Origin of the sequence: Microbacterium sp. HSID17254, from assembly GCF_003989315.1 — a bacterium.
Taxonomy (GTDB): domain Bacteria; phylum Actinomycetota; class Actinomycetes; order Actinomycetales; family Microbacteriaceae; genus Microbacterium.
The window spans coordinates 72,436-94,746 of sequence record NZ_RBLT01000014.1 but is presented as its reverse complement, the minus strand read 5'-3'; the positions used below and the strand labels follow the sequence as shown (position 1 = coordinate 94,746).

Here is a 22,311-nt window from a genome sequence, read left to right as displayed (position 1 = left end):
CCCGGCGGCGGCCACGTGTTCCCGACCGCGCCCCCGCAGGCCTTCCCCACGGCGAGCCCGCAGCCGTCACCGACCGCACCCGGATTCGTCCCCGGATCCGCCGGCATCCCGCCCTACGGCACCCCGGCCCCGCGCGCATCCGGCGACGGCCTCGGCCGCGCCGCGTTCACCGTCGCGCTCGTGACCCTGGTGATCGATCTGTTCCTGATCCTGGCGCGGCCCTTCGTCTACATGTCGGACCGGACCTACAGCATGATCGGCCTGATCGAGGGGGCGTCGGGCATCCTCACCTTCCTCGGCTACGGGGCGGCGCTCGTGCTCGGCCTCATCGCGGCACGCCGACCGGGGCCGCGGCTGCTCGCCGGGATCGCCGTCGGCATCTCCGGCGCCGGCCTGCTGACGATGGTGCTGAGCTGGCTCTCGTCGAACTTCTACGGGTTCCTCTGACCGCTCAGGATCGCGGGAGCACCCGCTCGTAGACCTCGATCATGGCGGCCGTCCGCGACGACTGCCGGAAGGCGTCCGCCACGGCGGGCACCGGCTGGGGCGCGGTCCCGTCCGCGATGTCCGCGGCCGCCTGCCGCAGCGTCGCGGCGAGGGCCTCGATCCGTTGCGCCTCGACGGTTCGCCCGCGGGCGGCCGGGTCCGTCGTCGGCACCGCCCAGAGCCCGCCCTGGAGCTCCGCGGCGATGTCGGGGTCGCACACGACGGAGGGCGTGCCGAGGGTCGCCGCCTCGAACGGCGTCATGCCCTGGGTCTCGAACCCGATGGACGTCTGCACGAGCGCATCGGCGGCGGCGATCCGCTCGAGCGTCTGCGCATACGAGAGCCGGCCGGCGAACCGTACGTCCGCACGCCCCGCGACGATGCGTTCGGCCGCCGCGCGCTGTCCGCCGCCGCCGATCACCTCGAGCTCGGCGTCGATGCCTGCGTCGACCCAGGCCTGGAGGAACGGGAGGAGGCGCTTCTCCGGACTCATCCGCCCGAGCCAGACGAAGCGCGGGCGCCCCGGCGTCCGTTCGGCGGGTGCCGCTGCGAGGGTCTGCGCACGGACGTCATCGTCGATGCCGTTCCACACGACGTCGACGACGCGGGCGACGCCGTTCTGCTCCAGGCGTCGCGCGAAGTGCCCGGACGGGGCCGTGACGGCAGCGGCGCCCGCCGCGAGACCGCGGAGGTACGACCACCCGTCGCTGCCACCGACCGGCACACCGATGCCGCGGAGGGCGGCGCGGCGCCACAGGTTGAGCACGGCGAGCACAGGGCGGTGCAACGGGGTGACCGCGGCCAGCCCCACGTCGACGCGGTTGTGCATCGTGTGCACGACCGGGATCCCGTGGCGGGCGGCGAAGCGGTGCCCGATGAAGGCGCCCCAGAAGTCAGCCTGCACGTGGACGAGATCGACGGGCGGACGGTGTGCCATCGCCCGGTCGAGGACCCGGTCGGTCGCCCGCCCCGGCCAGGTCATCGCGTACTCGCGGTCGAGGGTGATCGGCAGCGACGGGAGGTCGACGTTCCCCTCCGACGGTGCGGCGTCATCACGCCGTGCGTGCATACGGGGCGCGACGACCGTCACGGTGTGCCCGGCGCGCTCCAGGAACGTCCGCTGCAGCCGCATCGACACCTGCGCCCCGCCGAGGGAGTCGAGGTGCTGATCGGCGAAGAAGACGACGTGCATCCGCGTCACTCGGGCAGCGGCTCGTCGCGGTACAGCGCCTCGAAGGTGTCGAGCGTGCGGTTGATGTCGTGGATCGCCACGCCGTCGAGGGATGCCTTCTGCATCCGCTCGTACTCGCCGGGGGAGGCGGTCAGCACGGCGGTGAGCTTCGCGGCGAGGTCGTCGACGTCTCCCGGCGTGAAGAGGTGCCCGTTCTCGCCGTCGTGCACGAGGTGCGGCAGGGCGACGGCGTCTGCGGCGACGATCGGCAGCGCCGATGCCATGGCCTCCATCGTCGCGATGGACTGCAGCTCGGCGATCGACGCGATGACGAAGAGGCTCGCACGGGACAACAGCGCCCGCAGCTCCTCGTCGGTGGTCCGGCCGTGGAAGGTGACCCGGTCCGACAGCCCGAGCTGCGCCGTCAGGTGCTCGAGCTGCTTGCGCTGGTCTCCGCCTCCGACGATGTCGAACGTCGTATTCAGTGCCGGGTCGAGCTTCGTCATGGCCTTGAGGATGACCTCGACCTGCTTCTCCGCCGTCAGCCGGCCCACGAACACGAGCCGGTTCTCCTCGCGCGGGGCGATGACCGGGGTGTACTGGGAGCGGTCGATGCCGCAGCTCACCGGGATGACGCCGCGCACCTCGACCGTCTTCTCCAGGAAGTCGGCGGCCCGACGCGTGGGCGTGGTGATCGCCCGCGTCAGGTCGAAGGTGCGCTTCGCGTCGGCCCAGGCGAACTTGAGCACCAGGTCGTCGACGAACTTCGGCATGGTCGTGTGGTCGAGGATGTTCTCGGCCATGACGTGGTTCGTCGCGATGACCGGGATGCCGCGCTGCTTCGCGATGCGCGCGAGTCCACGCCCGATCACGATGTGGGACTGGATGTGCACGACGTCGGGCTGCACGGCGTCGAGCACCTTCCGGGCGTAGTGCTTGGAGCGCCACGGCCACACGAAGCGCAGCCAGTCGTGCGGGGCCCAGCGCACGGAGGGCAGGCGGTGGAGCGTCATCGGCTCCCCCTCGATGACCTCGGTGCGGGGCGCGGTGCGACGGTAGGCCTGGTTGGGGGCGACGACGTGCACCTCGTGCCCGCGCTGCACGAGTCCGGCGGCGAGACGCTCGGCGAACCGGGCGGCGCCGTTGATGTCGGGGGCGAACGTGTCGCATCCGAGGAGGATCTTCAGCGGACGGGGCTGTACGGCGGTGGCGTCGCGCGACGCATCGATCGGATCGTCGGAGGAGGTCACAGAGATGCCTAACGGGGTGGCGGCCAAGGAGAAGCCCTGGTCGGGCGGTGGCAACTCTACCCGAGGGCCCTGTCCCCGACGCCGAGCCATACCGGCACCCTTCAGCCTCGGCCGATACCGTGAAGCCATGCGACTGCACGCCGACGCCGACCCCCAGCTGTGGATACCCGTGACGGACTCGCTCGGGTGGAGGGGACGCCGGCATCGCAAGGCCGCGATCCGGATGCTGCTCGGCCAGGTGAACGCCGCGGTCGGCGCGACGGAACGCCCCGGTTCGCGGTTCGGAGCCTGGGCCATGAGCCAGGCCGCGCCGATGCTCATGAAGAAGGCCGACGGCCGGGTCCTCGCGTGGACGTGGAAGGCGGAGCCCGACCTCGTCGTGGCGATGGCGACCGTGCAGGCGCTGACCCCCGACATCCGGATCGCCCGCGCGTCGATGCCGATGGAGTACGACGACACGACCTCTTTCCCGACCCGGCTCGGCGTCGGCGAGAAGCTCGTGGTCCCGACCCCGCCCTCACCTTCGGCGCCACCTTTCGCGACCTACACCTGGGACACCGGTACACACCTGGTGACCCTGACGGCCGTCTGCAGCGACCGCGAACGCTTCGGCACGCTCATCGGCGCGCTCGACGAGCTGGCCCGCAGCCTCCGTATCGCCGACGACCTCACCGGCGGCGAGTCGCCCGACGTCCTCCGCCTCCCGCCCGCCTGAGAGCGATCCCGCCCGGCGGGATGAGAAACGCGCCTCCCGAAGGGCCGGGAGGCGCGTTTCTGATCCGGCGCGGAGAGCCCGGCGCGAGGAGGCCGGGGGCTCAGCGCGCGATGCGGAGCGTGCGCACCTCGAAGGGGCGGAGGTGGAGCCCGCCGCCGAGACGGGGCGCCTCGATCTCGTCCTCGATGAGGCTCACCTCGCGCACCTCGCGGTGCTCGAAGCCGACGGAGAGCTCGCCGACCGCCCGGCGCCCGAGCGCCTCGTACACACGCACGATGACATCGCCGGAGCCGTCGTCGGCGAGCTTCACGGCCGAGACGACGATCCCCTCGCCCGACACCTCCACCAGCGGCTCGACCTCGCGCGCCCCGCGGATCACCGTGGGCGTGCTGTTGAGGCGGATACCTTCGGCGGTCGCGATCGCGGCGTCAGCACCGATCACGAAGCCGACCTCGATCTCATGGAGCCCGTGGTCCGTATCCGGGTCGGGGAACCGCGGCGCCCGCAGAAGGGAGAGCCGCACGGTCGTGGTGACCCCGTCCTCGCCGACCTCGCGCGTCGTGTCGTACCCGTAGATCGAGTCGTTCACGAGGGCCGCACCGAAGTCCTGCTCGCGCACCAACACGAAGCGGTGCATCGAGGTCTCGAACTTCGCCGCCTCCCAGCTCGTGTTCGTGTGGGTGACGCGCGCCTGGTAGCCGAACTGCGTCTCGGCTTCGGTGTGCGACGCCTGGATGTCGAGCGGGAACGCGAGCTTGAGCAGCTTCTCGGTCTCGTGCCAGTCGACCTCGTTGCGCAGCAGCACCGTGCGCGAGCCGGGCGCGAGAAGGATCGTCTGCGTGATGGTCGACTCGGAGAACGGACGCACGACGACGATCTGCGCGACACCGTTCACGAGTGATGCCTCGATCGATGAGACCGCGGTGAGGTCGTCGACGCTGTTGCGGTAGTAGCGGTCGATGTCCCACGCGTCCCACATGTTCGGGAAGTCCTGGTGCACCTGGAACAGGTTCGCAGCCTTGCCGGGCGCGACCGTCTCCCGCCCTGTGGCCTTGTCGACAGCCGAGACGATCAAGCCCTCGGCCGAGACGAGCACGGACACGAGCTCGTTCTCCAGGCGCCACCCCGGGTGGGTCGCTGAGCCTGCCGAAGCGTCCTCGACGAGCGAGACCGGCCCTTCGACGGGTTCAGGGACCCACGAGGCGCCGAGTGCGCGCCCCCGAGCCACCGAGGTCGGCTCGAACCGCAGCTCGCGGTCGCCCTCCCCGGCGAGCGACCGGCGCGCGGCGTCGGCGATGTCGCGCGCATCCGACAGCACGTCGGACAGCACGGCGACGGCCTCCCGGTGCACCCACGCGATCGAGGTGCCGGGCAGGATGTCGTGGAACTCGTGCAGCAGCACGGCCTGCCAGAGCCGGTCGAGCTCGGCCTGCGGGTACGCGGCGCCGGTGCGCACGGCGTCGGTCGCCGCCCACAGCTCGGCCTCCACCAGCGCGTGCTCGGCCCACCGGTGCAGCGCCTTCGTGGCGTGCTGGCTCGTGAGCGTGCCGCGGTGCAGCTCGAGGTAGAGCTCGCCGACCCACACGGCGGGGTTCGGCAGCTCGGCCTTGGCGGCGTCGAAGAACACGTCCGGGTGCTCCCACACCACCTGCGCGCTGCCCTCGAGGTCGCGCAGCCGCTCGGCCTTGCCCGTCATCTCGCGCGTCGTGCCGCCGCCGCCGTCACCCCAGCCGACCGGGGCGATCGACCGCGAGCTGAGGCGGTTCTCCTTGAACTGCCGCGAGGCCTTCGCGACCTCCATGCCGCTCAGCTGCGAGTTGTAGGTGTCCATCGACGGGAAGTGCGTGAATACCTGCGAGCCGTCGATGCCCTCCCAGAGGAAGGAGTGGTGCGGGAAGACGTTCTGCTGGTTCCAGGAGATCTTCTGCGTGAAGAACCACTCGAACCCGGCACGGCGCATGAGCTGCGGCAGGGCCGGCGAGTAGCCGAAGCTGTCCGGCAGCCACACGCCCTTCGACCGGAGGCCGAACTCCCGCTCGAAGAACCGCTGCCCCTGCGAGAACTGCCGCACGAGCGACTCCCCCGTCGGCATCACGGTGTCGGACTCCACCCACATGCCGCCGAGGGGCAGGAAGCGTCCGGCGGCGACGGCGGCCTTGACCCGCTCCCACACCTCGGGACGGTGCTCCTTGATCCAGGCGTACTGCTGCGCGCTCGACATGCCGTACTGGAAGTCGGGCTGCTCCTCGATGAGCGTGGTCATGGACGAGGTGGTGCGCGCGACCTTGCGGATCGTCTCGCGCACCGGCCACAGCCAGGCGGAGTCGATGTGCGCGTGGCCGACGGCCGAGATCCGGTGCGCACTCGCCTCGGCCGGAGCGGCGAGCACGTCCGCGAGCCGTGCCCGCGCGTCGCCGGCGGTCTCCACGATGTGCTGCAGGTCGAGCACGTCGAGCGCGTCGTCCAGGGCCTGCAGGATGCGCATGCGGCGCGGCGACGTGGCAGGGAGCTCCGCCTGCAGCTCGAACAGCACCTCGAGGTCGAGCGACAGGTCGAACACCTCGGGCTCGAACACCGCGAGGTCGAGGCGCCGCAGCCGGTACAGCGGCTCCTTCGAGGAGGTGAGGACGTCGCCCTCCTGGGTCGGCAGGAAGGGGTGGTAGTCGAGGAGCACAGGGTTGGACGCGCCCTCCAGGTAGAGCTCGACGGGCTCATCGCCCGCCGCCGTCTCCACGATCGGCACCCACTGGTTCCGCGGGTTGATGCTCTTGATCGGCGTGCCGTCCGGCCGGTAGGCGAGGGCCTCGCACTGGAACCCCGTCATGTTCACGTCGAAGCCCAGGTCGATCAGCGCCTCGACCCGGCGCCCGGCCCACTCCGCGGGCACCCGACCGGTGAGCTTGAACCACGTGGTCCCCCAGGCCGGGCCCCACAGCTCGCCGACCGCGGCCGGGGCGAAGGAGAGCGCCAGGCCGTCCGCCGGGGCGATGGGCTCTCCGGGGAGCTGATGCGCCTCGACCGTGAGGGGAACCGCGGCCGAGTGGATCGCGGGGCGGATGCGCTCGTCGAGGACCCGCTTGACGCGGCCGACGGTGAGCGAGGTGTCGTCATGCATGATGGGGTTCTCCGGGCTCGACGGTGAGGGATGGGGTTCGATGCGCGTCGCTACTAAAACGATCTAGCACGGGAGTCTACGGCACGTTCTCCGCTGCTTTCGAGAGGCTAAACCGATCAAGTAGGGTGATGCCTATGACCCCGGGGAAACGCGTGACCATCGCGGATATCGCGCGCATGGCCGGCGTCTCCCCCGGCGCCGTCTCGTTCGCCCTCAACGGTCGCCCCGGCGTGAGCGAGGAGACGCGGCAGCGCATCCTCTCGATCATCGAGGAGCATCACTGGCAGCCGAGCTCCGCCGCGCGTGCCCTCGTCGGCGCCCGTGCCAACGCGGTCGGATTCGCCCTCGCCCGCCCGGCGCGCTCCCTCGGCTCCGAGGCCTTCTTCACCGACCTCATCGCCGGCATCGAGTCCCGCCTCTCCGAGAGCAAGGTCGGTCTGCAGCTCCGCCTCGTCGCCGACATCGACGAGGAGATGGAGGTGCATCGGCAGTGGCGCTCGTCGAATCAGGTCGACGGCATCATCCTCATCGACCCGCGCGACGACGACCCGCGCGGCGCGCGCATCACGGCCCTGGACGCCCGCGCCGTCATGATCGGCTCGAAGCCCTCCCCGGACGGCGCGGTGCCCAGCGTGTGGATCGGCGACGACACCGTCGCGGAGACCCTGTTCTCCTACCTCGCCGCCCTCGGTCACACGCGCATCGCCTACGTCGCCGGTCCGGCCGAACTGGAGCACACCCGCCTGCGCGCCGAGGTGCTGGAGCGGATGGCGGCGGACGGCATCGCCGGCGAGGTCATCACGACGGACTTCTCCCCCGCCCGCGCCTCCGCCGTGACGCGCGCGCTGCTCTCCGGCCGGCAGCGCCCGACCGCGATCGTCTACGACAACGACGTGATGGCCGTCGCCGGCCTCCGCGTGGCGCAGGAGATGGGCCGGGCGGTTCCCCGCGACGTCTCCCTCGCGTCGTTCGACGACTCCGTCATCGCAGGACTCATCAATCCGTCGATCACCGCGATGACCCGCGACACGTTCGAGCTCGGCGAGCAGGCGGCCACGCTCCTGCTGCAGCAGATCGAGGCCGGCACCACGCTGCCGAGCGTCCAGGGCCCGACCCCGGTGCTCACCGCCCGCGAGAGCACGGCACCTCCGCCCCGCTGAGACCCCGCCTCCCCGCCCACACCCCGGGCTCTCGACGCACGCACCCCGGGGTCTCGACGACAACCCGGGGTCTCGGCGACTCAGAGACGTGGGAAGAAACTCAGACGACGGTGTTGACGGAGGCGGAGCGCGTCACGTCGGACGCGGACGGGGCGGGGTGGATGAGGCGGCGGATGCCGCGTGCCTCCAGCGCCGCGGGGTCCTGTGCGGTGCGGGAGGTCACCAGCGCGGGGTCGTCGCCGGCGGCGCACGCGTCGACCCAGGCCTGGAAGACCGCGCCGCCGGGGCTCAGCGCCGCCCGGCTCACCGGCACCTCCTGCTCGTCGACGTCCACGACGATCGCTGTCGGACGAGCCGGAGCCGCGGTGCGGGCACGCAGCTCGGGGATGAGCTCCGCGAACCGGCGGCCGAGGGGCTTCGCCGCACCCTCCTGGTCGATCAGCCCGAGGGAGTACTCCAGCTCCGGGAAGTCGGCGAGCTCCCGGCTCACGTCGTGCGAGCACCACCAGGTCACACCCCAGAGGTTCTCGGTGCGGAGAGCCGAGCGCACGGTGGCCTCGAGGAATCCGGGCATCTCGCTCTCGTCGAGGCAGTTCGAGGGGGCACCCACCTCCTGCAGCCAGATGGGCCGGGCGGGATCCGTCGCGAAGGCGCGGGAGAGCTCGATGAGGTACTCGGCATGACGGTCCGCCGCGACGGAGCGCCCACCGTAGCGCTGCGCCGTGCCGTTGAAGATCCAGGAGTGGATGGTCGTCATCGCGCCGAGGCGGGAGGCATGCGCCGGCGTGAACCCGTGATCGTCCATGTACCAGACCGCGTCGTACTCGCTGTGCACATGCGGCAACCCCGGAGCGCCCCGGTCCGCTGCGGCGAGCAGCGCCTCGATCCATCCGCCCGCCTCATCCGTCGTGACCGGCCACGGCGAGGGGTGGGTGTGCGCGGAGAACTGGTTCGTCTCGTTGCCGAGAGTGAGCCCGAGGAAGTTCGGGGCATCCCGCAGCGCGCCGGCCAGCCGCTCCACGAGCTGCGCCTGGCCATCCAGGGCGCTCGGATCGGTGAACATGTTCCGGTCGTGCCAGGTGTACAGCCAGGACGGGACGAAGTCGAAGCTCGACAGATGCCCCTGGATGACATCGACGCTCGCGTCCAGCCCGAACTCGGCGGCGATGTCGACCATGGCGCGCACGTCGTCGATCGCCTTCGCCCGGATCAGGGTGCGGTTCGGCTGCAGGACGGTCCAGAGCGGGAATACGCGCACGTGGTCGAGGCCGAGCGCGGCGAGGGCCGCGAAGTCGCGGCGCACGTCGTCCGGGGTGAAGTCGAGCCAGGAGTGCATCCAGTCCGTCGACGGCGTGTAGTTCGCCCCGAAGCGGAGTGGGGCGTCGAGAGCGCCGCGCTGCGTCATGTGTGCACCTTTCGGACCGTGCCCTCCCGCGAGGACATGTCGCACCACTATAACGCTTGAGCATCAGCCTCGATAGGGATGTCTTGACACCGACCGGATCCGATGGTTTCATCTGCTAAAGCGCTGTAGTCCCTCCGTCGGACCGCGCCGATTCGCCCGCCTCGAGGAAGAAGCACGATGAAAGTTCCCGCACGCATTGTCGCTCTAGCAACCTTCACGATCGGCGCCCTGGCGCTCGTGAGCTGCACCGGAGGCGGCGCCGCCTCGGACGGCGCCGGCCCCATCGACACCTCCGGCGAGCTCAGCGGAACCATCCAGTTCCAGACCTGGTCGCTGAAGAACGAGAAGTTCACCCCGTACTTCGAAGACCTCATCGCCGCGTTCGAGGAGGAGCACCCGGACGTGACCGTCGAGTGGCTCGACCAGCCCGGCGACGGCTACCAGGAGAAGATCCTGAGCCAGGCGAACGCCGACACGCTGCCCGACGTGCTCAACCTGCCGCCGGACATCGCCTACCCCCTCGTCGCGGCGGGGAAGCTCGTCGACCTCGACACCGCGGATCCGGACCTGAAGGCGACGTACAACGCGGGCGCCTGGGACGCGTACAGCCAGTACCCCGGCGTCGAGGGCACCTATGGCCTGCCCTGGTACCTCTCCAGCGACGCGTCCTGGTGGAACCTCGCCCAGCTCGCCCCGTACGGCGTCACCGAGGAGAACCTCCCGACGACGGTCGACGAACTGCTCACGCTCGCGAAGGACGTCGCCACGGAGTCCGGCGGCAAGGTCCAGCTCCTCTCCTCGATCCCGGCGCTCGACACCTTCACCGCCGCCGGCATGGAGGTCATCAACGACGAGGGCGAGTTCGACTTCAACACCGACGAGGCCGCCGCGATCATCGAGCAGTACGCCGACGCCTACGCGGCGGGCGCGATGCCCGCCGAGGCACTGACCGGCGACTACGGCGGGAACGCGGAGGCGTACATCCAGGAGAAGGTCGCCTTCACGACCGGCGGCACCGGCTTCACGACCGATCTGCAGAAGGACGCCCCGGCACTGCTGGAGAACACCGTCGCCACCCCGCGCCTCGGTGTCGCCCCGCTCTACGTGCAGGGCCTCAACGTCTCCGCCGACTCCGACAACAAGGAAGCCGCACTCGCGTTCGCCGAGTTCGCGACGAACGAGGAGAACCAGGTCGCGTTCTCCTCCCTCGCGGTCGGCACCGCCCCCGGCACGGCCGACGGCGGCGACCAGGTGGTCGAGAACATCGCCTCCTCCGTCACGGACGAGAAGCAGCTCGCCGCGATCGACACCGTGTTCGGCGCGATGAAGGACGCCAAGGCGCTGCCGTTCCAGTGGACCTCGGACATGGCGACCTACATGACCCAGCAGATCGCCCTGGCCGTGAACGGCGAGGCCGACGCCAAGACGCAGCTCGACAAGATCGTCGAGTACGCCAACGCGAACCGCGTGGACCAGTGAGCATGCGCGCGGACACCGGCACCCGGCAGCGGAGGTCGACGATGAGATCCCACAAGTGGTTCACCCCGTGGCTGCTCCTCGCCCCCGCCGTGATCTGGGTGCTGGTGTTCGCGCTCTGGCCGTTCCTGAACACCGTCGTGCTCAGCTTCACGGACGCCCGCCCCCTGCGGACCCCGGAGTTCGTCGGCGGCGCGAACTACGAGCGCATGTTCGGCGACGAGATGTTCTGGAACGCGCTGACCACCTGCCTCATCTACGTGGTCGTGTGCGTGCCGCTGCTCACGATCCTCCCGCTGCTCCTCGCCCTCCTCGTGCAGAAGAAGCTCCCCGGCATCTCGTTCTTCCGCACCACGTTCTACTTCCCCGTCATCGCCTCGGTCGTCGTGGTCGCCCTCATCTGGACCTGGCTGTTCGACAGCCGCGGCATCATCAACCAGACCCTGGAGTTCCTCGGCCTCATCGATCAGCCGATGGCCTTCCTCGTCGACCGCTGGCTGCTGCTCGGCTGCGCGATCCTGCTGACGGTGTGGAAGGGACTCGGGTACTACATGGTGGTGTACCTCGCCGCCCTGGGGAACGTGGGCAAGGAGCTGCACGAGGCCGCGATGCTCGACGGGGCGAGCTCCTTCCGCCGCTTCCTCTCCGTCACGATCCCGTCGGTGCGCGGGGCGATGCTCCTCATCGCCGTCCTCATCGCGGTGTCCGCCATGCGCGTGTTCGCCGAGCTCGACGTGCTCTCCAAGAGCACGGGCGGCCCCGGCGGCTACGACATGTCGCTCGTGATGCTCATCCGGCAGGTGGGCTCGGGCCTGAACGGCAACATCGGCTACGCGTCCGCGATCAGCGTGGCGCTGTTCCTCCTCACGCTCGTGCCGCTCGCGGCGATCGCGTTCATGAACCGCGAGAAGAAGGCGAAGGTCTCCGCATGACGACTCTGACGACGCCCCCGGTGGAGAGCACTCCGCCCGCGGAGGAGGCACCGCGGTCCGGCCGCGAGCGCATCTTCCGCCGCCGCGGTTCCGGCGACTTCAGCAAGCCCACGCTCGGCGGACTCATCGGCCGGTACGCGCTGCTGCTGTTCGTCCTGTTCCTCGTCATCGGCCCCTTCGTCTGGCAGCTCTCCACCTCGTTCAAGGGACCGCAGGAGAACATCTACTCCTTCCCGCCCGAGCTCATCCCCCGCGATCCGACGCTGCAGAACTACACGAGGGTCGCCGACATCGTCCCCGTCTACCTCTACGCCTGGCACTCGCTGCTCGTCTCGCTCGGCACCGTGCTCAGCAACGTGATCCTGGCCACGTTCGCCGGCTACGCCCTGGGCTGCATGCGCTTCCGCGGGAAGTGGATCGTCATGGGCATCCTGCTGTCCACGCTGCTGTTCCCCGGCGAGGTCACGGTCACCAGCAACTTCCTCACCATCCGCGCGCTCGGGCTCGCCGACACCCTGTGGGGCGTGTTCCTCCCCGGAGCGATCAGCGCCATGAACGTGCTGCTCGTCGCCACCGCGTGCCGCATGATCCCGAAGGACGTGCTGGACGCGGCCACCGTCGACGGTGCGACCACGTGGCAGCGCATCCGGCACATCGTGTGGCCGAACATCCGCGGCATGGTCTCGGTCGTGGCGATCTTCGCCTTCATCGGCGCGTGGGACGACTACCTCTGGCCGCTCATCGTGCTCTCCGACCCGGCCAAGTACACCCTGACCGTCGGCATGGCCTACCTCAACAGCAGCTTCTCGGTCGATCCGCGACTCATCGCCGCCGGCACCATGATCGCGCTCGTGCCCATCGTGATCATGTTCTCGTTCACGCAGCGCTTCTTCTTCAAGGGCGTGCAGGAGGGTGCGCTGAAGGGGTGAACGCGCCGCTGCTCCGCCCGGCCTCCGGTCCCGCGGATCCTCCGTCGTCGCGCCCGCACGCCGGAGTGCTCCCCGGAGTCGTCTTCGCGTACACGTTCGACCCCTCCCGCGGGGCGCAGCGGATCGATGTCCCCGGCCTCGACGGCATCGCCCTCACCCCGGACACCGTGCTGCACTGGGCGTTCTACGCCGACGGCCCCGCCGCGACCCTCGCCCCCTGGGCCGCGCTCGCGGTCGCCGTCGACGTGCGGAGCGCCGACGGCAGCCGGCTGAGCGACATCGCCGCCGTCCGCGACCGCTACGACTTCCCGCTCACGGCCGAGGGGCAGTTCGCCGCCCGGTGGAGCATGCCCGAGCAGTGGAACGCCGACAGCGTCGCCCTCGCGCCCCTCGCCGTCGGGAGGGGCACGGGCACGGTCGAGCTCGTCTTCGGTACCGCCGATCTCGCGACCGCGCCGGATGGGTCCACCGAGGTCAGCGGCTTCGTCCAGGTCCGCGTCGAGGAGCGCCCTGGCCCCGGCGATCTCCCGCCCGTCGAGCGGGTCGACACCCGGCGCGGCTCCCACTCCGGCCCCCGCTTCTCCCGCGGGAACACGATCCCGGCGGTCGCCGTGCCGCACGGCTTCACCTTCGTCACGCCCGCGACCGACGCGGAGGATCCGCGCTGGCCCTATCGCCCGTTCGTGCATGACGATCCCCCGGGGCGGCGTCTCGAAGCCCTGCAGTTCTCGCACCAGCCCAGCCCGTGGATCGGCGACCGCTCGGTGCTCCAGCTCATGCCGTTCCGGGGGACGCCGACGTCGGACAGGGCGGCCCGGCGTCGCTGGATCGTCCCCGAGAGCGAGCGGGCCCGCCCGCACGAGTACGCCGCGGACCTCGGCGACGGGCTGCAGGTCGAGATGACCGCGACCTCGCATGCCGCCGCGTTCCGCGTGCGGTGCGACGACCCGCACGCCGCCGTGGGGTTCGTGATCGACCAGCTCACGGACGACGGCCGACTCACCTTCACCGACGCCGGCTTCGAGGGCTGGATCCCCGAGGGGCCCGAGGACTGGGGGAACGCGCCGCGCTGCTACTTCGCCGGCACCGTGCCCAGCGCCTCGGACGTCGCTTGCGGCGCCCTGGACGACGACGGACGCGCCCGGGTCGCGGGCTTCGTCCGCGCCGGGGGCGCTGTCGAGGTGCGGGTCGGGGTCTCGTTCCTCTCCGTCGCGCAGGCTCGGCACAACCTGACCCTCGAGGCCCCTCCCGCCGTCCCCTTCGACGAGCTCCGCGCTCGTGCCGCCGCTGCGTGGAACCGCCTGCTCGGTCGCGTGACGATCCCCCCGCTCCCCGATGCCGAGCGTCCGTTCCGCGGCCTGGCCGACGAGGAGCAGCGCGCCCGGATCGCCGCCGCACTCCACCGGATGCACCTGTATCCGAACACGGCGGCGGAGAACGCAGGCACCGCGGACGCGCCGGAATGGCGGTTCGCCGACGTGTTCGCGCCCCTGACCACCTTCGGAGAGACCACCACCGGGGCGCCGGTCGCGGAGGGCGAGCTCGTCGTCAACAACGGCTACTGGGACACGTACCGCACCGAGTGGCCCGCGCTCGCGCTCCTCGACCCCGCGCTGGCCGGACGCCTGCTGGACGGGCAGCTCACCCAGTATCGCCGCGGCGGCTGGATGGCCCGCTGGAGCGCCCCCGGGTACGTCGACAGCATGGTCGGCACCTCCAGCGACCAGATCTACGCCGACGCCGCGCGGTGGGACGTTCCCTTCGACCGGGAGACGGCGTTCGAGAGCGGGTGGCGCCACGCGTGCGAGCCGGGACCCGATCCGCGACGGGGTCGCAAGGGCATCGGCCGCGGGCGCTTCCTCGGCTTCATCCCGTCCGACGTGCCGGAGGGGATGAGCTGGAGCATCGAGAACGCCGTGAGCGACGCCGCCCTCGGGCGGTTCGCCGCCCGGCTCGCGGCATCAGCGACGGACCAGGCCGCGCGCTATCGGGCCTTCGCGCGGTACTTCGCGAATCGCTCCCGCGCGGCGCGCGTGCTCTTCGACCCGGCGTCCGGATTCTTCCGCGGTCGCGCGGCGGACGGCTCGTTCGCGCCGGATTTCGATCCTCGGGTCTGGGGTGGCGACAACGTCGAGACGAACGCCTGGGGCATGTCGGTCGGCACGGTGCACGACGGGCCGGGACTCGCGGCGCTGCACGGCGGGCGGACCGGACTCGGCCGGCACCTCGACGCCCTCTTCGCGGAGCCGGAAACCGCCGACGAGCGCTTCGGCGGTGCGTACGGCACGGTCATCCACGAGCAGCGCGAAGCCCGCGCCCAGCGGTCGGGCATGTGCGCCCTGTCGAATCAACCGGCCCACCACATCCCCTTCATGTATGCCTTCAGCGACCGGCCGTGGCACAGCGCGCGCCTCGTGCACGGCCTCGCGCGCCGTCTCTTCGCCGGTGCGCACATCGGCCAGGGATTCCCCGGCGACGAGGACAACGGAGAGATGAGCGCCTGGTGGCTCTGGGCCGCGCTCGGCCTGTATCCCCTGGAGCTCGCGGCGGGGTCTCTGCGCATCGGATCGCCCCTCTCGGACGACATCCGCGTCACGCGCGGAGACGGCTCGTCGCTGCGCATCCGCTCGCGACGGAGCTCCCCCGAAGCCCACGTGGTGGAGGAGGCACGCCTGGACGGACGCCCGCTGCCCACCGCCGACCTCCCGATCGACGCACTCCAGGGAGATGCGGTGCTCGAGCTCGTGTTCGGCACGGACCCGGCGCGCGCGTTGGAGACCGGAGAGGACGCGCTCGACGCGGAGCCGTGGCACCGCGACCTCACGGGCGGAGAGGGAGAGGCCGTCGCCTCCGCGGATGTCCGCGAGGCGCGGCGCCTGTTCGACGATGGCGACCCGCGGGGTGACGAGGGCGTCCGGCTGCCGGAAGGCTCGTGGGTGGGCTGGCGATTCCCCTCACCCCGCGGCCTCACCGACATCACCCTCACGAGCCGCGAGCCCGTCGCGGCCGGTGTGCTGCGCGGGGAGGTGGAGGAGGCCGACGGTCGCTGGCACCCGCTCACCACGACGCACCTCGAAGACCTGGCGCCCGATCGCACGACGCCGTTCGCTGTGGAGACGCGGGTCGTGACCTCGGCCGTCCGCATCCGCGCGGAGGCCGAGGTCACGCTCCGTCAGATCGAGCTCTTCGATCTGGACTGACTCACCGCGCCGCTGCGCGGTAGACGGTCGCCTCGCCCTTCAGCGCCTCGGTGATGCCGGAGAGGTAGGCCGACTGGTTCGTCGCGGTGAGGTTGTACGCGACATAGACGCCGTACCCGTCAGCCACCGTGCGCTGAGCGAAGTCGGCGGCCGTCGAGGCACTCGTGTTCGCGAGGTCGATGGCCGCGGCGCCGAGCCGACCACGGTCGTCCAGGCCCGGCACGGTGGGAGCGTCGTAGGTCGGGTAGTACGGGTTCCAGGCGTGATCGAGCACGCTGCCGGCGTCGAAGAGGCCGAAGTCCGTGGTCGTGTAGGACGGGCCGATCGCATACAGCGTGATGAGCTTGTCCGGCCCGAGCCGGTCGCGCAACGCGGAGGCCAGCCAGCCGAAGGACTGCGGGTTCGGCTGCGGGGTGCCGTTCGCCCCGTAGTTGCTCCACTCGTCGTCGAAGTCGATGCCGTCGAGGCCGTAGGCGGTCACGGTGTCGGCGAGCTGCGCGGCGAAGGCGTCCGCATCCGCGTACGACGTGAAGTTCGCGAAGCCGGCCCCCTGGTGGTTTCCGAGCACCGACAGCAGCACCTTGGTGCCCTGGGCCTGCAGCGGACGGATCTGGTTCTGCGCATCCTGCAGCGTCTCGGTGACCCGGTCGTTGAGGTGGAGGACCGCCTGCTCCCCGTCGTAGTTGATGTTCGCGGCGAAGATCATGGCCAGATCGACCGCGGGACGGCCCGACTCGGCGAGCGTGTAGTCCGCGACGTTCGCTAAATCGTTCGAGTTCACCTCGACGTAGACGGCGAGCTTCGGGTCGGCAGCGGCGGCATCGGCGGCCGCCGCGGTCGAGGCGGCGAGGGCGGCGGCTCCGGCGGCGGCGAACGCCGCTGCCGCCGCGATACCTCTTCTCAGGCGGGACGATCGTGCGGGTGAGGAACTCATGACGGGATCTTCTCCTTCGGCGTCGTTGTCGAGATCGGGTCGCGACGTCGCGACTCGCGGCCTGACTATATCGCTTAAGCACAGGTGTCGGAAGGGGATGCTGGCGGTGCGCACCGATTCCGACGATGCTGGACGCATGCGCGCCCTCCGACTCCTCTGGCGGTATCCGGTCATCACGCTCACGGTCCTGGTCTTCGCCGTGGTCGGGGCGCTCCACGCCGCAGGCGAGGAGACCATCGGCCGATGGGTCGCGACGATCTTCGTGGCTGCGGTGGTCGTGTGGACGCTCATCGGCATGGTCCGCGACGTGCTCCGCGGCCACGTCGGACTCGACATCCTCGCGGTCGTCGCCATGGTGGCGACACTCGCGGTGGGCGAGTACATCGCGGCGCTCATCATCGTCCTCATGCTCTCCGGGGGCGAGGCGCTGGAGGACTTCGCGGGCCGCCGGGCCAAGCGCGACCTCTCCGCTCTGCTGGATCGCTCGCCGCGCAGCGCCCATGTGCTGACACATCCCGAGGACGCCGGCTCGGACGCGGCGAGGGAGGTGCCGGTCGACGATGTGGCCGTGGGCGCCGTGCTTCTCGTCCGCCCGGCGGAGATCATCCCCGTGGACGGTGAACTGCTCACGGACAGCGCGTCGTTCGACGAATCCTCGCTCACGGGCGAGAGCCTGCCCGTGACGCGCGGCGCGGGCGACGAGGTGCTGTCTGGCGCGATCAACGGCAGCCGGGCCATCCGCCTCCGCGCCCTCCGCACCGGCGCCGACAGCCAGTACCAGCAGATCGTCGCCCTGGTCGCCCAGGCCGAGTCCTCCCACGCGCCCATCGTGCGCCTCGCCGACCGGTTCGCGGTCCCGTTCACCGCCGTCGCGCTCGTGCTCGCGGGGACGGCCTGGGCGCTCTCCGGCGACGCCACGCGGTTCGCCGAAGTCCTCGTGCTGGCGACGCCCTGTCCGCTGCTGATCGCCGCTCCCGTCGCCTTCCTCGGCGGACTCTCCCGGGCGGCGAAGTCGGGCGTCATCATGAAGAGCGGTGCGGTGATCGAGCAGATCGCGCGCGTGCGCTCCGCGGCGTTCGACAAGACCGGGACGCTCACCCAGGGGAGGCCAGAGCTCGTCGACGTGCGTCCGGCACAGGGCTTCGATGCGGATGAGATCCTGCGACTCGCCGCCTCGGCCGAGCAGTACTCCTCGCACGTGCTCGCCGACGGCATCCGCCGCGCCGCCGCCGCCCGAGGCCTGGCGCTGCACGGGGCGACGGAGGCGAGCGAGACCGCGACGAACGGGGTGTCCGCGACGATCGGCGGCCGCGCGGTTGTCGTCGGCAAGCCGGCGTATGTGGCGTCCCTCGCCCCGGACACCGTACGGGCGGAGCTCGCGCCGGGACAGGCCGCCGCCTATGTCGCCGTGGACGGACGGTTCGCGGGGGTCCTGGTCCTCGCCGATGCCGCCCGCCCGGAGGCGCCGGCCGTGATCTCGTGGCTGCGGACGCACGAGGTCGACCGGCTCGCGATGCTGACCGGGGATGTGGAGACCACCGCGGCGTCGATCGGACGGCAGGTCGGGATCGACGAGATCCACGCCGAACTCCTGCCGCCCGAGAAGGTGCGTCTGGCCGCCGAGATGCAACCACGGCCTGTGCTGATGGTCGGCGACGGTGTGAACGACGCCCCGGTGCTGGCAGCGGCCGACATCGGCATCGCGATGGGCGCGAAGGGAGCGACGGCCGCCGGGGACGCCGCCGACGTCGTCATCCTCGTGGATTCGCTCGCCAAGGTCGTCGACGCCGTCGCGATCGGACGGCACACCCTCCGCGTCGCCCTCACCGCGATCTGGATCGGGATCGGGCTGAGCGTGGGGCTGATGGTCGTCGCGATGACCGGCGCCATCCCCGCGGTCGTCGGCGCGCTGGTCCAGGAGCTCGTCGACCTCGCGACGATCCTCTACGCCCTGCGCGCGCTGAGCGGCCCGCCGAGCGATCTCCGCCCCTCCGCCGTGCCGCTGCGGAATACCGTGACAGCCTGAGACCCCGGACTCAGACTGGAGGCATGACCGTGGACGACCCGCAAGTATGGACACTGATCGGCTCTCCGAACGGATCGACGGCCTCGACGCCCGGCTCGGACGCATCGAGACGAAGGTCGACGATCTCGACAGGGAGCTCACGAACCTCGCGACGCGGTTCTGGCGCTCGCAGTGACCGGCCCGCGGCCTCAGATCGCCACGTCGCCGACGAGGTTGACCTTGATGCCCATGCCGTCGAACATCGCGGCCTTCGCGATCAGCGCCTTGTCCGCGGTCTCGGCGTCGGGCGCGTAGACGAGCTGCGCGTGGTTCGCCTTGTGGCGCGCCATGAACTGGTCGCGCGAGATGCCGTGCAGCACCACATGGGCGATCGGCCACTCCGGGTTCGTCGCGTCCTTCCGGCGCTGCGTCTCCTCCGCCGGCAGCTCGACGACCGACGCCCGGAAGATGTCCGCCTGCAGGACGCCCTCGGCGATGAACACCCGGGAGAGCACGACCTCGCCGGGCTTCGAGACGCCGTTGATCGTGGCGCCGCCCGCCGGGAAGAACACGTGCCCCTGACGCCAGCCCTCCGCGTTCTGCCAGCCGCCGAGGTGCGAGGCCGGCACCGAGCCGGAGATCTCGTACACCCACACGAACTGCCCGTCGTAGTCCTCGCCCCAACGGACGTCGTGGAGAGTGTTGTCGGGGACGAGTCCCATCGCCCGCCAGACGCGGTCGGTCACGAGCGCATCGACGGCGACGCCCTCGTCGGCCTCGTTGAAATGCGGGAACGCGCGCCCCTCGTGCAGCACGCGGGAGCCGTCGCGCGAGGTCACCGGCGGGCGCTCGGTGGAGTTCAGGATGCCCTCCGCCAGGTCCGACGCCGGAACGAGATCCTTCAAGCCCTGCTGGTACTGGATGCCGACCGCGTCGAGGCCGAAGTCGTCGGCGATGCGGAGGGCGGCGATGTACATCTTCAGCTGCCACTGCACCTGCTCGCGGGTGAGCTCGGTCGCGGCGTCCTCGCCGTAGCGGAAGGTCATGCCGCGCTCGATCAGCCAGTCGTAGGCGGCGTCGGCCTCCTCCTCAGTGACGTTCAGCATCTCCGCGTAGAGAGCCGACTGCGACAGGCGCTCCTTGTAGATGCCGGTCTGGTTGAGGAGCTCGTCGTCGAAGATGGCGTTGTACATGCCCATGCAGCCCTCATCGAAGACGCCGATGATGGCCTTCTCGGCGCGCAGCTCCGCGGCGAGCGCCTCGCCGAGCTGCTTCTCCGGGCTGTCCGGCAGTGCGGGGAGCGGACGCACGTGGGAGGCATCGTGGGTGATGGCGCCGGTCTCCGTCCACTCCCGGATGCCGTCGCGGAACCAGTCGTCGGTGAAGTCGACCGACCAGATCGTCGCGTACGGCTTGTCCATCTTCGTCAGGCCCGCGTTGAGGCCGAGGAGGCCGACGAGGCCGGGCCAGTCGCCCGCGAAGTTCGCCACCGTGAGGATCGGGCCCTCGTGCGTGCGGAGGCCCGCGAGCACGTGGTGCGAGTACTGCCAGACGGCCTCGGCGACGATGAGCGGCGCGTCGACGGGGATGGCCTTGAACACCTCGAGACCCATGCGCTGGCTGGAGATGAAGCCGTGACCGGTCTCCGGGTCGACCTCATTGGCGCGGACGACCGCCCAGCCGAGGTCGTTCAGCACGCCGGTGACCCCGGCCTCGAGCTCGACCTGGGTGGGCCAGCCGGCCGTGTTGGCCGACTCGCGCAGGTCGCCGGAGGCGATCAGGTACGCGGTCTTCGGCGCGGCGGTGGGACGGGATGCCGGGGTGGGCAGGGTGTAGGCGGTCATGAGTTCTCCGGGGTCGAGGGGGTGGGGGATCCGTCGCGCTGGGCGGCGGCGAGTTCATGGACGACGTCCTTCGAGCCGTCGTACAGGCGCACGTAGCGGTCGAAGAGGGCGTCCGCGAAAGGACGCAGCGCCTCGTCCGGGCGGACGGTGTCGGCGATGGGGTTCCAGTCGGTGATCGCGGGCGCGGCCCCGTCGGCGGCCGTGGCGGTCGCCGCGAGGAAGGCGGCCCCGTAGCTCGCGCCGATCGTCGTCTGCGGCACCTCCTGCACGAGCCCGGTGATGTCCGAGACGATCTGCAGCCACAGCCGTCCCTGCGTGCCGCCGCCGACCGCCACGATGCGGCGAATGTCGGCGCCGGCGGCTCGCATGGTCTCGACGTTGTGGCGCACGCCCAGCGCGGTGGCCTCGAGGGCCGCGCGATAGAGGTCTCCTCGGGTGTGCCGGAGGGTGAGCCCGGCGATGACGCCGCGGGCGTCGGGATCCTGGATCGGGGTGCGCTCACCGGCGAAGTACGGCAGCATCAGCAGACCGTTCGCGCCGGAACCCGACTCCTCCGCCTCGGCGAGCAGCGCCGGGTAGTCGGCGCCGGAGAGGTCCTTCAGCCACGCGGTGAGCGCTCCGGATGCGGACAACCCGCCGGCGAGGTTGCGCGTGCCCGCGAAGGCGCCGGCCGTCGTCCACATCGAGGGCGTGCGGAGCGTCTGCTCCCCGGTCGCGACGAGGAACATCGTCGTGCCGTACATCAGCATGAGGTCGCCGACCTCATGGGCGCCGACGCTCACCGCCTCGGTCCAGGCGTCGATCGTGCCGGTGATGACCGGAGTCCCCTCGGGCAGGCCGGTCAGGTCCGCTGCAGCGGCGGTCACGGTGCCCGCGATCTCCCCGGCCCAGCGCAGCGGGGGCTGCTCGATCGTCCCGGCGAACCGCTGCCACCAGGGGTCGTGCCACTGCTCGCGCTCGATGTCGTACAGCGGCGAGACCTGGCTGGCCGACTGGTGGTCGAGGACGTAGGCGCCGGTGAGCTTGCGGGCCAGCCAGGAGGCGGGCATGTAGAGCCGCCGCGCGCGCTGCCAGGACTCCGGCTCTTCCTCGACGACCCAGGCGATCTTCGGCCCACCGGCCTGCGAGGTGAGCGTCGAGCCGCCCACGCGGGTGATCTCCTCGACGCCGAGCTCCGCCGTCATGCGCTCGATCTGCACCGTGGAACGGGTGTCCACACCGTAGAGGATCGCGGGGCGCACGGGTTCGTCGTCCTCGTCGGTGAGCAGGACGCACGGGCCCATGCCGCTCACGCCGACGCCCACGACCTCCGCGTCGGGGACCGCGGCGAGAAGGTCGGTGGCCAGCTCGACGAACTCGTCCCACCAGATCCGGCCGTCCATCTCGACCCATCCGGACTGCGGACGGGAGACGTCGTGCGCGCGGGTCGCCGTCGCGAGGATCGTGCCGGCGGGGTCCACGAGGACGCCCTTGCTGCTGGACGTGCCGATGTCCACCCCGAGGGTGCAGCGCATGGTCTCTCCTTCGATCCCGACGGGCCGCGCAGGCCTGGACCCAGGCTACGCGAAATCGATTTCAAGGCGCAAGGAGCCGACTGCTTCTGCACCACGAGGACCGATGTCGAGAGTCTCCACAATCTTCGCCTCCGGCCGGAGAAACGCCGGTTCAGCACCGGAATACCGTGACATC

Annotated in this window: 16 protein-coding genes; 9 read left to right on the top strand and 7 right to left on the bottom strand. The window is 70.9% G+C overall.

Annotated elements, in window-relative coordinates; all coding sequences use genetic code 11:
- The coding region (locus D8M34_RS19000) for a hypothetical protein (RefSeq protein ID WP_161973064.1) at nucleotides 1–447 on the top strand (447 nt) is incomplete at its 5' end.
- 4 nt (nucleotides 448–451) lie between these two features.
- Here the strand turns inward: D8M34_RS19000 and D8M34_RS10610 are convergent.
- Nucleotides 452–1,678 (bottom strand): glycosyltransferase, encoded by a 1,227-nt coding sequence (locus D8M34_RS10610; RefSeq protein ID WP_126893969.1) that lies wholly within the window; start codon nucleotides 1,676–1,678, stop codon nucleotides 452–454.
- A gap of 5 nt (nucleotides 1,679–1,683) precedes the next feature.
- Nucleotides 1,684–2,913: a glycosyltransferase gene (locus tag D8M34_RS10605; protein WP_062636139.1), complete on the bottom strand. Its 1,230-nt coding sequence runs from the start codon at nucleotides 2,911–2,913 to the stop codon at nucleotides 1,684–1,686.
- A 121-nt stretch (nucleotides 2,914–3,034) separates the two neighbouring features.
- On the opposite strand from D8M34_RS10605, the gene D8M34_RS10600 reads away from it, so the two are divergent.
- On the top strand, nucleotides 3,035–3,622 hold the full coding sequence (locus D8M34_RS10600; protein ID WP_025102630.1) for a hypothetical protein: 588 nt from the start codon (nucleotides 3,035–3,037) through the stop codon (nucleotides 3,620–3,622).
- Nucleotides 3,623–3,722: 100 nt separating this feature from the next.
- On the opposite strand, the gene D8M34_RS10595 is transcribed toward D8M34_RS10600, so the two are convergent.
- A complete protein-coding gene (locus D8M34_RS10595; RefSeq protein WP_126893966.1) occupies nucleotides 3,723–6,737 on the bottom strand; it encodes an alpha-mannosidase in 3,015 nt (1,004 codons plus the stop codon).
- Nucleotides 6,738–6,871: 134 nt separating this feature from the next.
- On the opposite strand from D8M34_RS10595, the gene D8M34_RS10590 reads away from it, so the two are divergent.
- Nucleotides 6,872–7,897, top strand: a complete 1,026-nt coding sequence (locus tag D8M34_RS10590; protein ID WP_025102633.1) for a LacI family DNA-binding transcriptional regulator — start codon at nucleotides 6,872–6,874, stop codon at nucleotides 7,895–7,897.
- Nucleotides 7,898–7,997: 100 nt separating this feature from the next.
- Here D8M34_RS10590 and D8M34_RS10585 read toward each other — a convergent pair whose 3' ends face one another.
- On the bottom strand, nucleotides 7,998–9,302 hold the full coding sequence (locus D8M34_RS10585) for a glycoside hydrolase 5 family protein (RefSeq protein WP_126893965.1): 1,305 nt from the start codon (nucleotides 9,300–9,302) through the stop codon (nucleotides 7,998–8,000).
- A gap of 177 nt (nucleotides 9,303–9,479) precedes the next feature.
- Here D8M34_RS10585 and D8M34_RS10580 point away from each other — a divergent pair, with 177 nt between their 5' ends.
- From D8M34_RS10580 to D8M34_RS10565, 4 genes are read left to right on the top strand one after another with little or no spacing between them, the layout of a single operon-like run.
- A complete protein-coding gene (locus D8M34_RS10580) occupies nucleotides 9,480–10,781 on the top strand; it encodes an ABC transporter substrate-binding protein (RefSeq protein WP_126893964.1) in 1,302 nt (433 codons plus the stop codon).
- Nucleotides 10,782–10,822: 41 nt separating this feature from the next.
- Nucleotides 10,823–11,710 carry a carbohydrate ABC transporter permease gene (locus tag D8M34_RS10575; protein ID WP_025102636.1) on the top strand — a complete coding sequence of 296 codons (888 nt, stop codon included), beginning with the start codon at nucleotides 10,823–10,825 and terminating at the stop codon, nucleotides 11,708–11,710.
- The gene (locus D8M34_RS10570; protein ID WP_126893963.1) at nucleotides 11,707–12,639 is read left to right on the top strand and encodes a carbohydrate ABC transporter permease; all 933 of its coding nucleotides are present in this window, start codon (nucleotides 11,707–11,709) and stop codon (nucleotides 12,637–12,639) included. Before D8M34_RS10575 ends, D8M34_RS10570 begins: the two co-directional genes overlap by 4 nt.
- On the top strand, nucleotides 12,636–15,839 hold the full coding sequence (locus D8M34_RS10565) for a glycoside hydrolase domain-containing protein (RefSeq protein WP_126893962.1): 3,204 nt from the start codon (nucleotides 12,636–12,638) through the stop codon (nucleotides 15,837–15,839). Before D8M34_RS10570 ends, D8M34_RS10565 begins: the two co-directional genes overlap by 4 nt.
- A 1-nt stretch (nucleotide 15,840) precedes the next feature.
- Here the strand turns inward: D8M34_RS10565 and D8M34_RS10560 are convergent, their stop codons facing one another.
- Nucleotides 15,841–16,773 (bottom strand): endo-beta-N-acetylglucosaminidase H, encoded by a 933-nt coding sequence (locus D8M34_RS10560; protein ID WP_126893961.1) that lies wholly within the window; start codon nucleotides 16,771–16,773, stop codon nucleotides 15,841–15,843.
- 136 nt (nucleotides 16,774–16,909) lie between these two features.
- On the opposite strand from D8M34_RS10560, the gene D8M34_RS10555 reads away from it, so the two are divergent.
- On the top strand, nucleotides 16,910–18,799 hold the full coding sequence (locus D8M34_RS10555) for a heavy metal translocating P-type ATPase (RefSeq protein ID WP_126893960.1): 1,890 nt from the start codon (nucleotides 16,910–16,912) through the stop codon (nucleotides 18,797–18,799).
- Between the two features lie 46 nt (nucleotides 18,800–18,845).
- Entirely contained in the window at nucleotides 18,846–18,974 is a 129-nt protein-coding gene (locus D8M34_RS19775; protein ID WP_274543263.1) for a hypothetical protein, read from the top strand.
- A 13-nt stretch (nucleotides 18,975–18,987) separates the two neighbouring features.
- Here D8M34_RS19775 and D8M34_RS10550 read toward each other — a convergent pair whose 3' ends face one another.
- Nucleotides 18,988–20,622 carry a fucose isomerase gene (locus D8M34_RS10550; RefSeq protein ID WP_126893959.1) on the bottom strand — a complete coding sequence of 545 codons (1,635 nt, stop codon included), beginning with the start codon at nucleotides 20,620–20,622 and terminating at the stop codon, nucleotides 18,988–18,990.
- Entirely contained in the window at nucleotides 20,619–22,136 is a 1,518-nt protein-coding gene (locus D8M34_RS10545; RefSeq protein WP_126893958.1) for an FGGY-family carbohydrate kinase, read from the bottom strand. The genes D8M34_RS10550 and D8M34_RS10545 overlap by 4 nt, the downstream gene beginning before the upstream one ends.
- Nucleotides 22,137–22,311: the final 175 nt, after the last annotated feature.

Bases quoted from the DNA above. Each gene is read 5' to 3' on its own strand.
- D8M34_RS10610 (WP_126893969.1), bottom strand. From the start codon at position 1,678: ATGCACGTCGTCTTCTTCGCCGATCAGCACCTCGACTCCCTCGGCGGG.
- D8M34_RS10600 (WP_025102630.1), top strand. From the start codon at position 3,035: ATGCGACTGCACGCCGACGCCGACCCCCAGCTGTGGATACCCGTGACG.
- D8M34_RS10595 (WP_126893966.1), bottom strand. From the start codon at position 6,737: ATGCATGACGACACCTCGCTCACCGTCGGCCGCGTCAAGCGGGTCCTC.
- D8M34_RS10590 (WP_025102633.1), top strand. From the start codon at position 6,872: ATGACCCCGGGGAAACGCGTGACCATCGCGGATATCGCGCGCATGGCC.
- D8M34_RS10585 (WP_126893965.1), bottom strand. From the start codon at position 9,302: ATGACGCAGCGCGGCGCTCTCGACGCCCCACTCCGCTTCGGGGCGAAC.
- D8M34_RS10580 (WP_126893964.1), top strand. From the start codon at position 9,480: ATGAAAGTTCCCGCACGCATTGTCGCTCTAGCAACCTTCACGATCGGC.
- D8M34_RS10575 (WP_025102636.1), top strand. From the start codon at position 10,823: ATGAGATCCCACAAGTGGTTCACCCCGTGGCTGCTCCTCGCCCCCGCC.
- D8M34_RS10570 (WP_126893963.1), top strand. From the start codon at position 11,707: ATGACGACTCTGACGACGCCCCCGGTGGAGAGCACTCCGCCCGCGGAG.
- D8M34_RS10560 (WP_126893961.1), bottom strand. From the start codon at position 16,773: ATGAGTTCCTCACCCGCACGATCGTCCCGCCTGAGAAGAGGTATCGCG.
- D8M34_RS10555 (WP_126893960.1), top strand. From the start codon at position 16,910: ATGCGCGCCCTCCGACTCCTCTGGCGGTATCCGGTCATCACGCTCACG.
- D8M34_RS19775 (WP_274543263.1), top strand. From the start codon at position 18,846: ATGGACACTGATCGGCTCTCCGAACGGATCGACGGCCTCGACGCCCGG.
- D8M34_RS10550 (WP_126893959.1), bottom strand. From the start codon at position 20,622: ATGACCGCCTACACCCTGCCCACCCCGGCATCCCGTCCCACCGCCGCG.
- D8M34_RS10545 (WP_126893958.1), bottom strand. From the start codon at position 22,136: ATGCGCTGCACCCTCGGGGTGGACATCGGCACGTCCAGCAGCAAGGGC.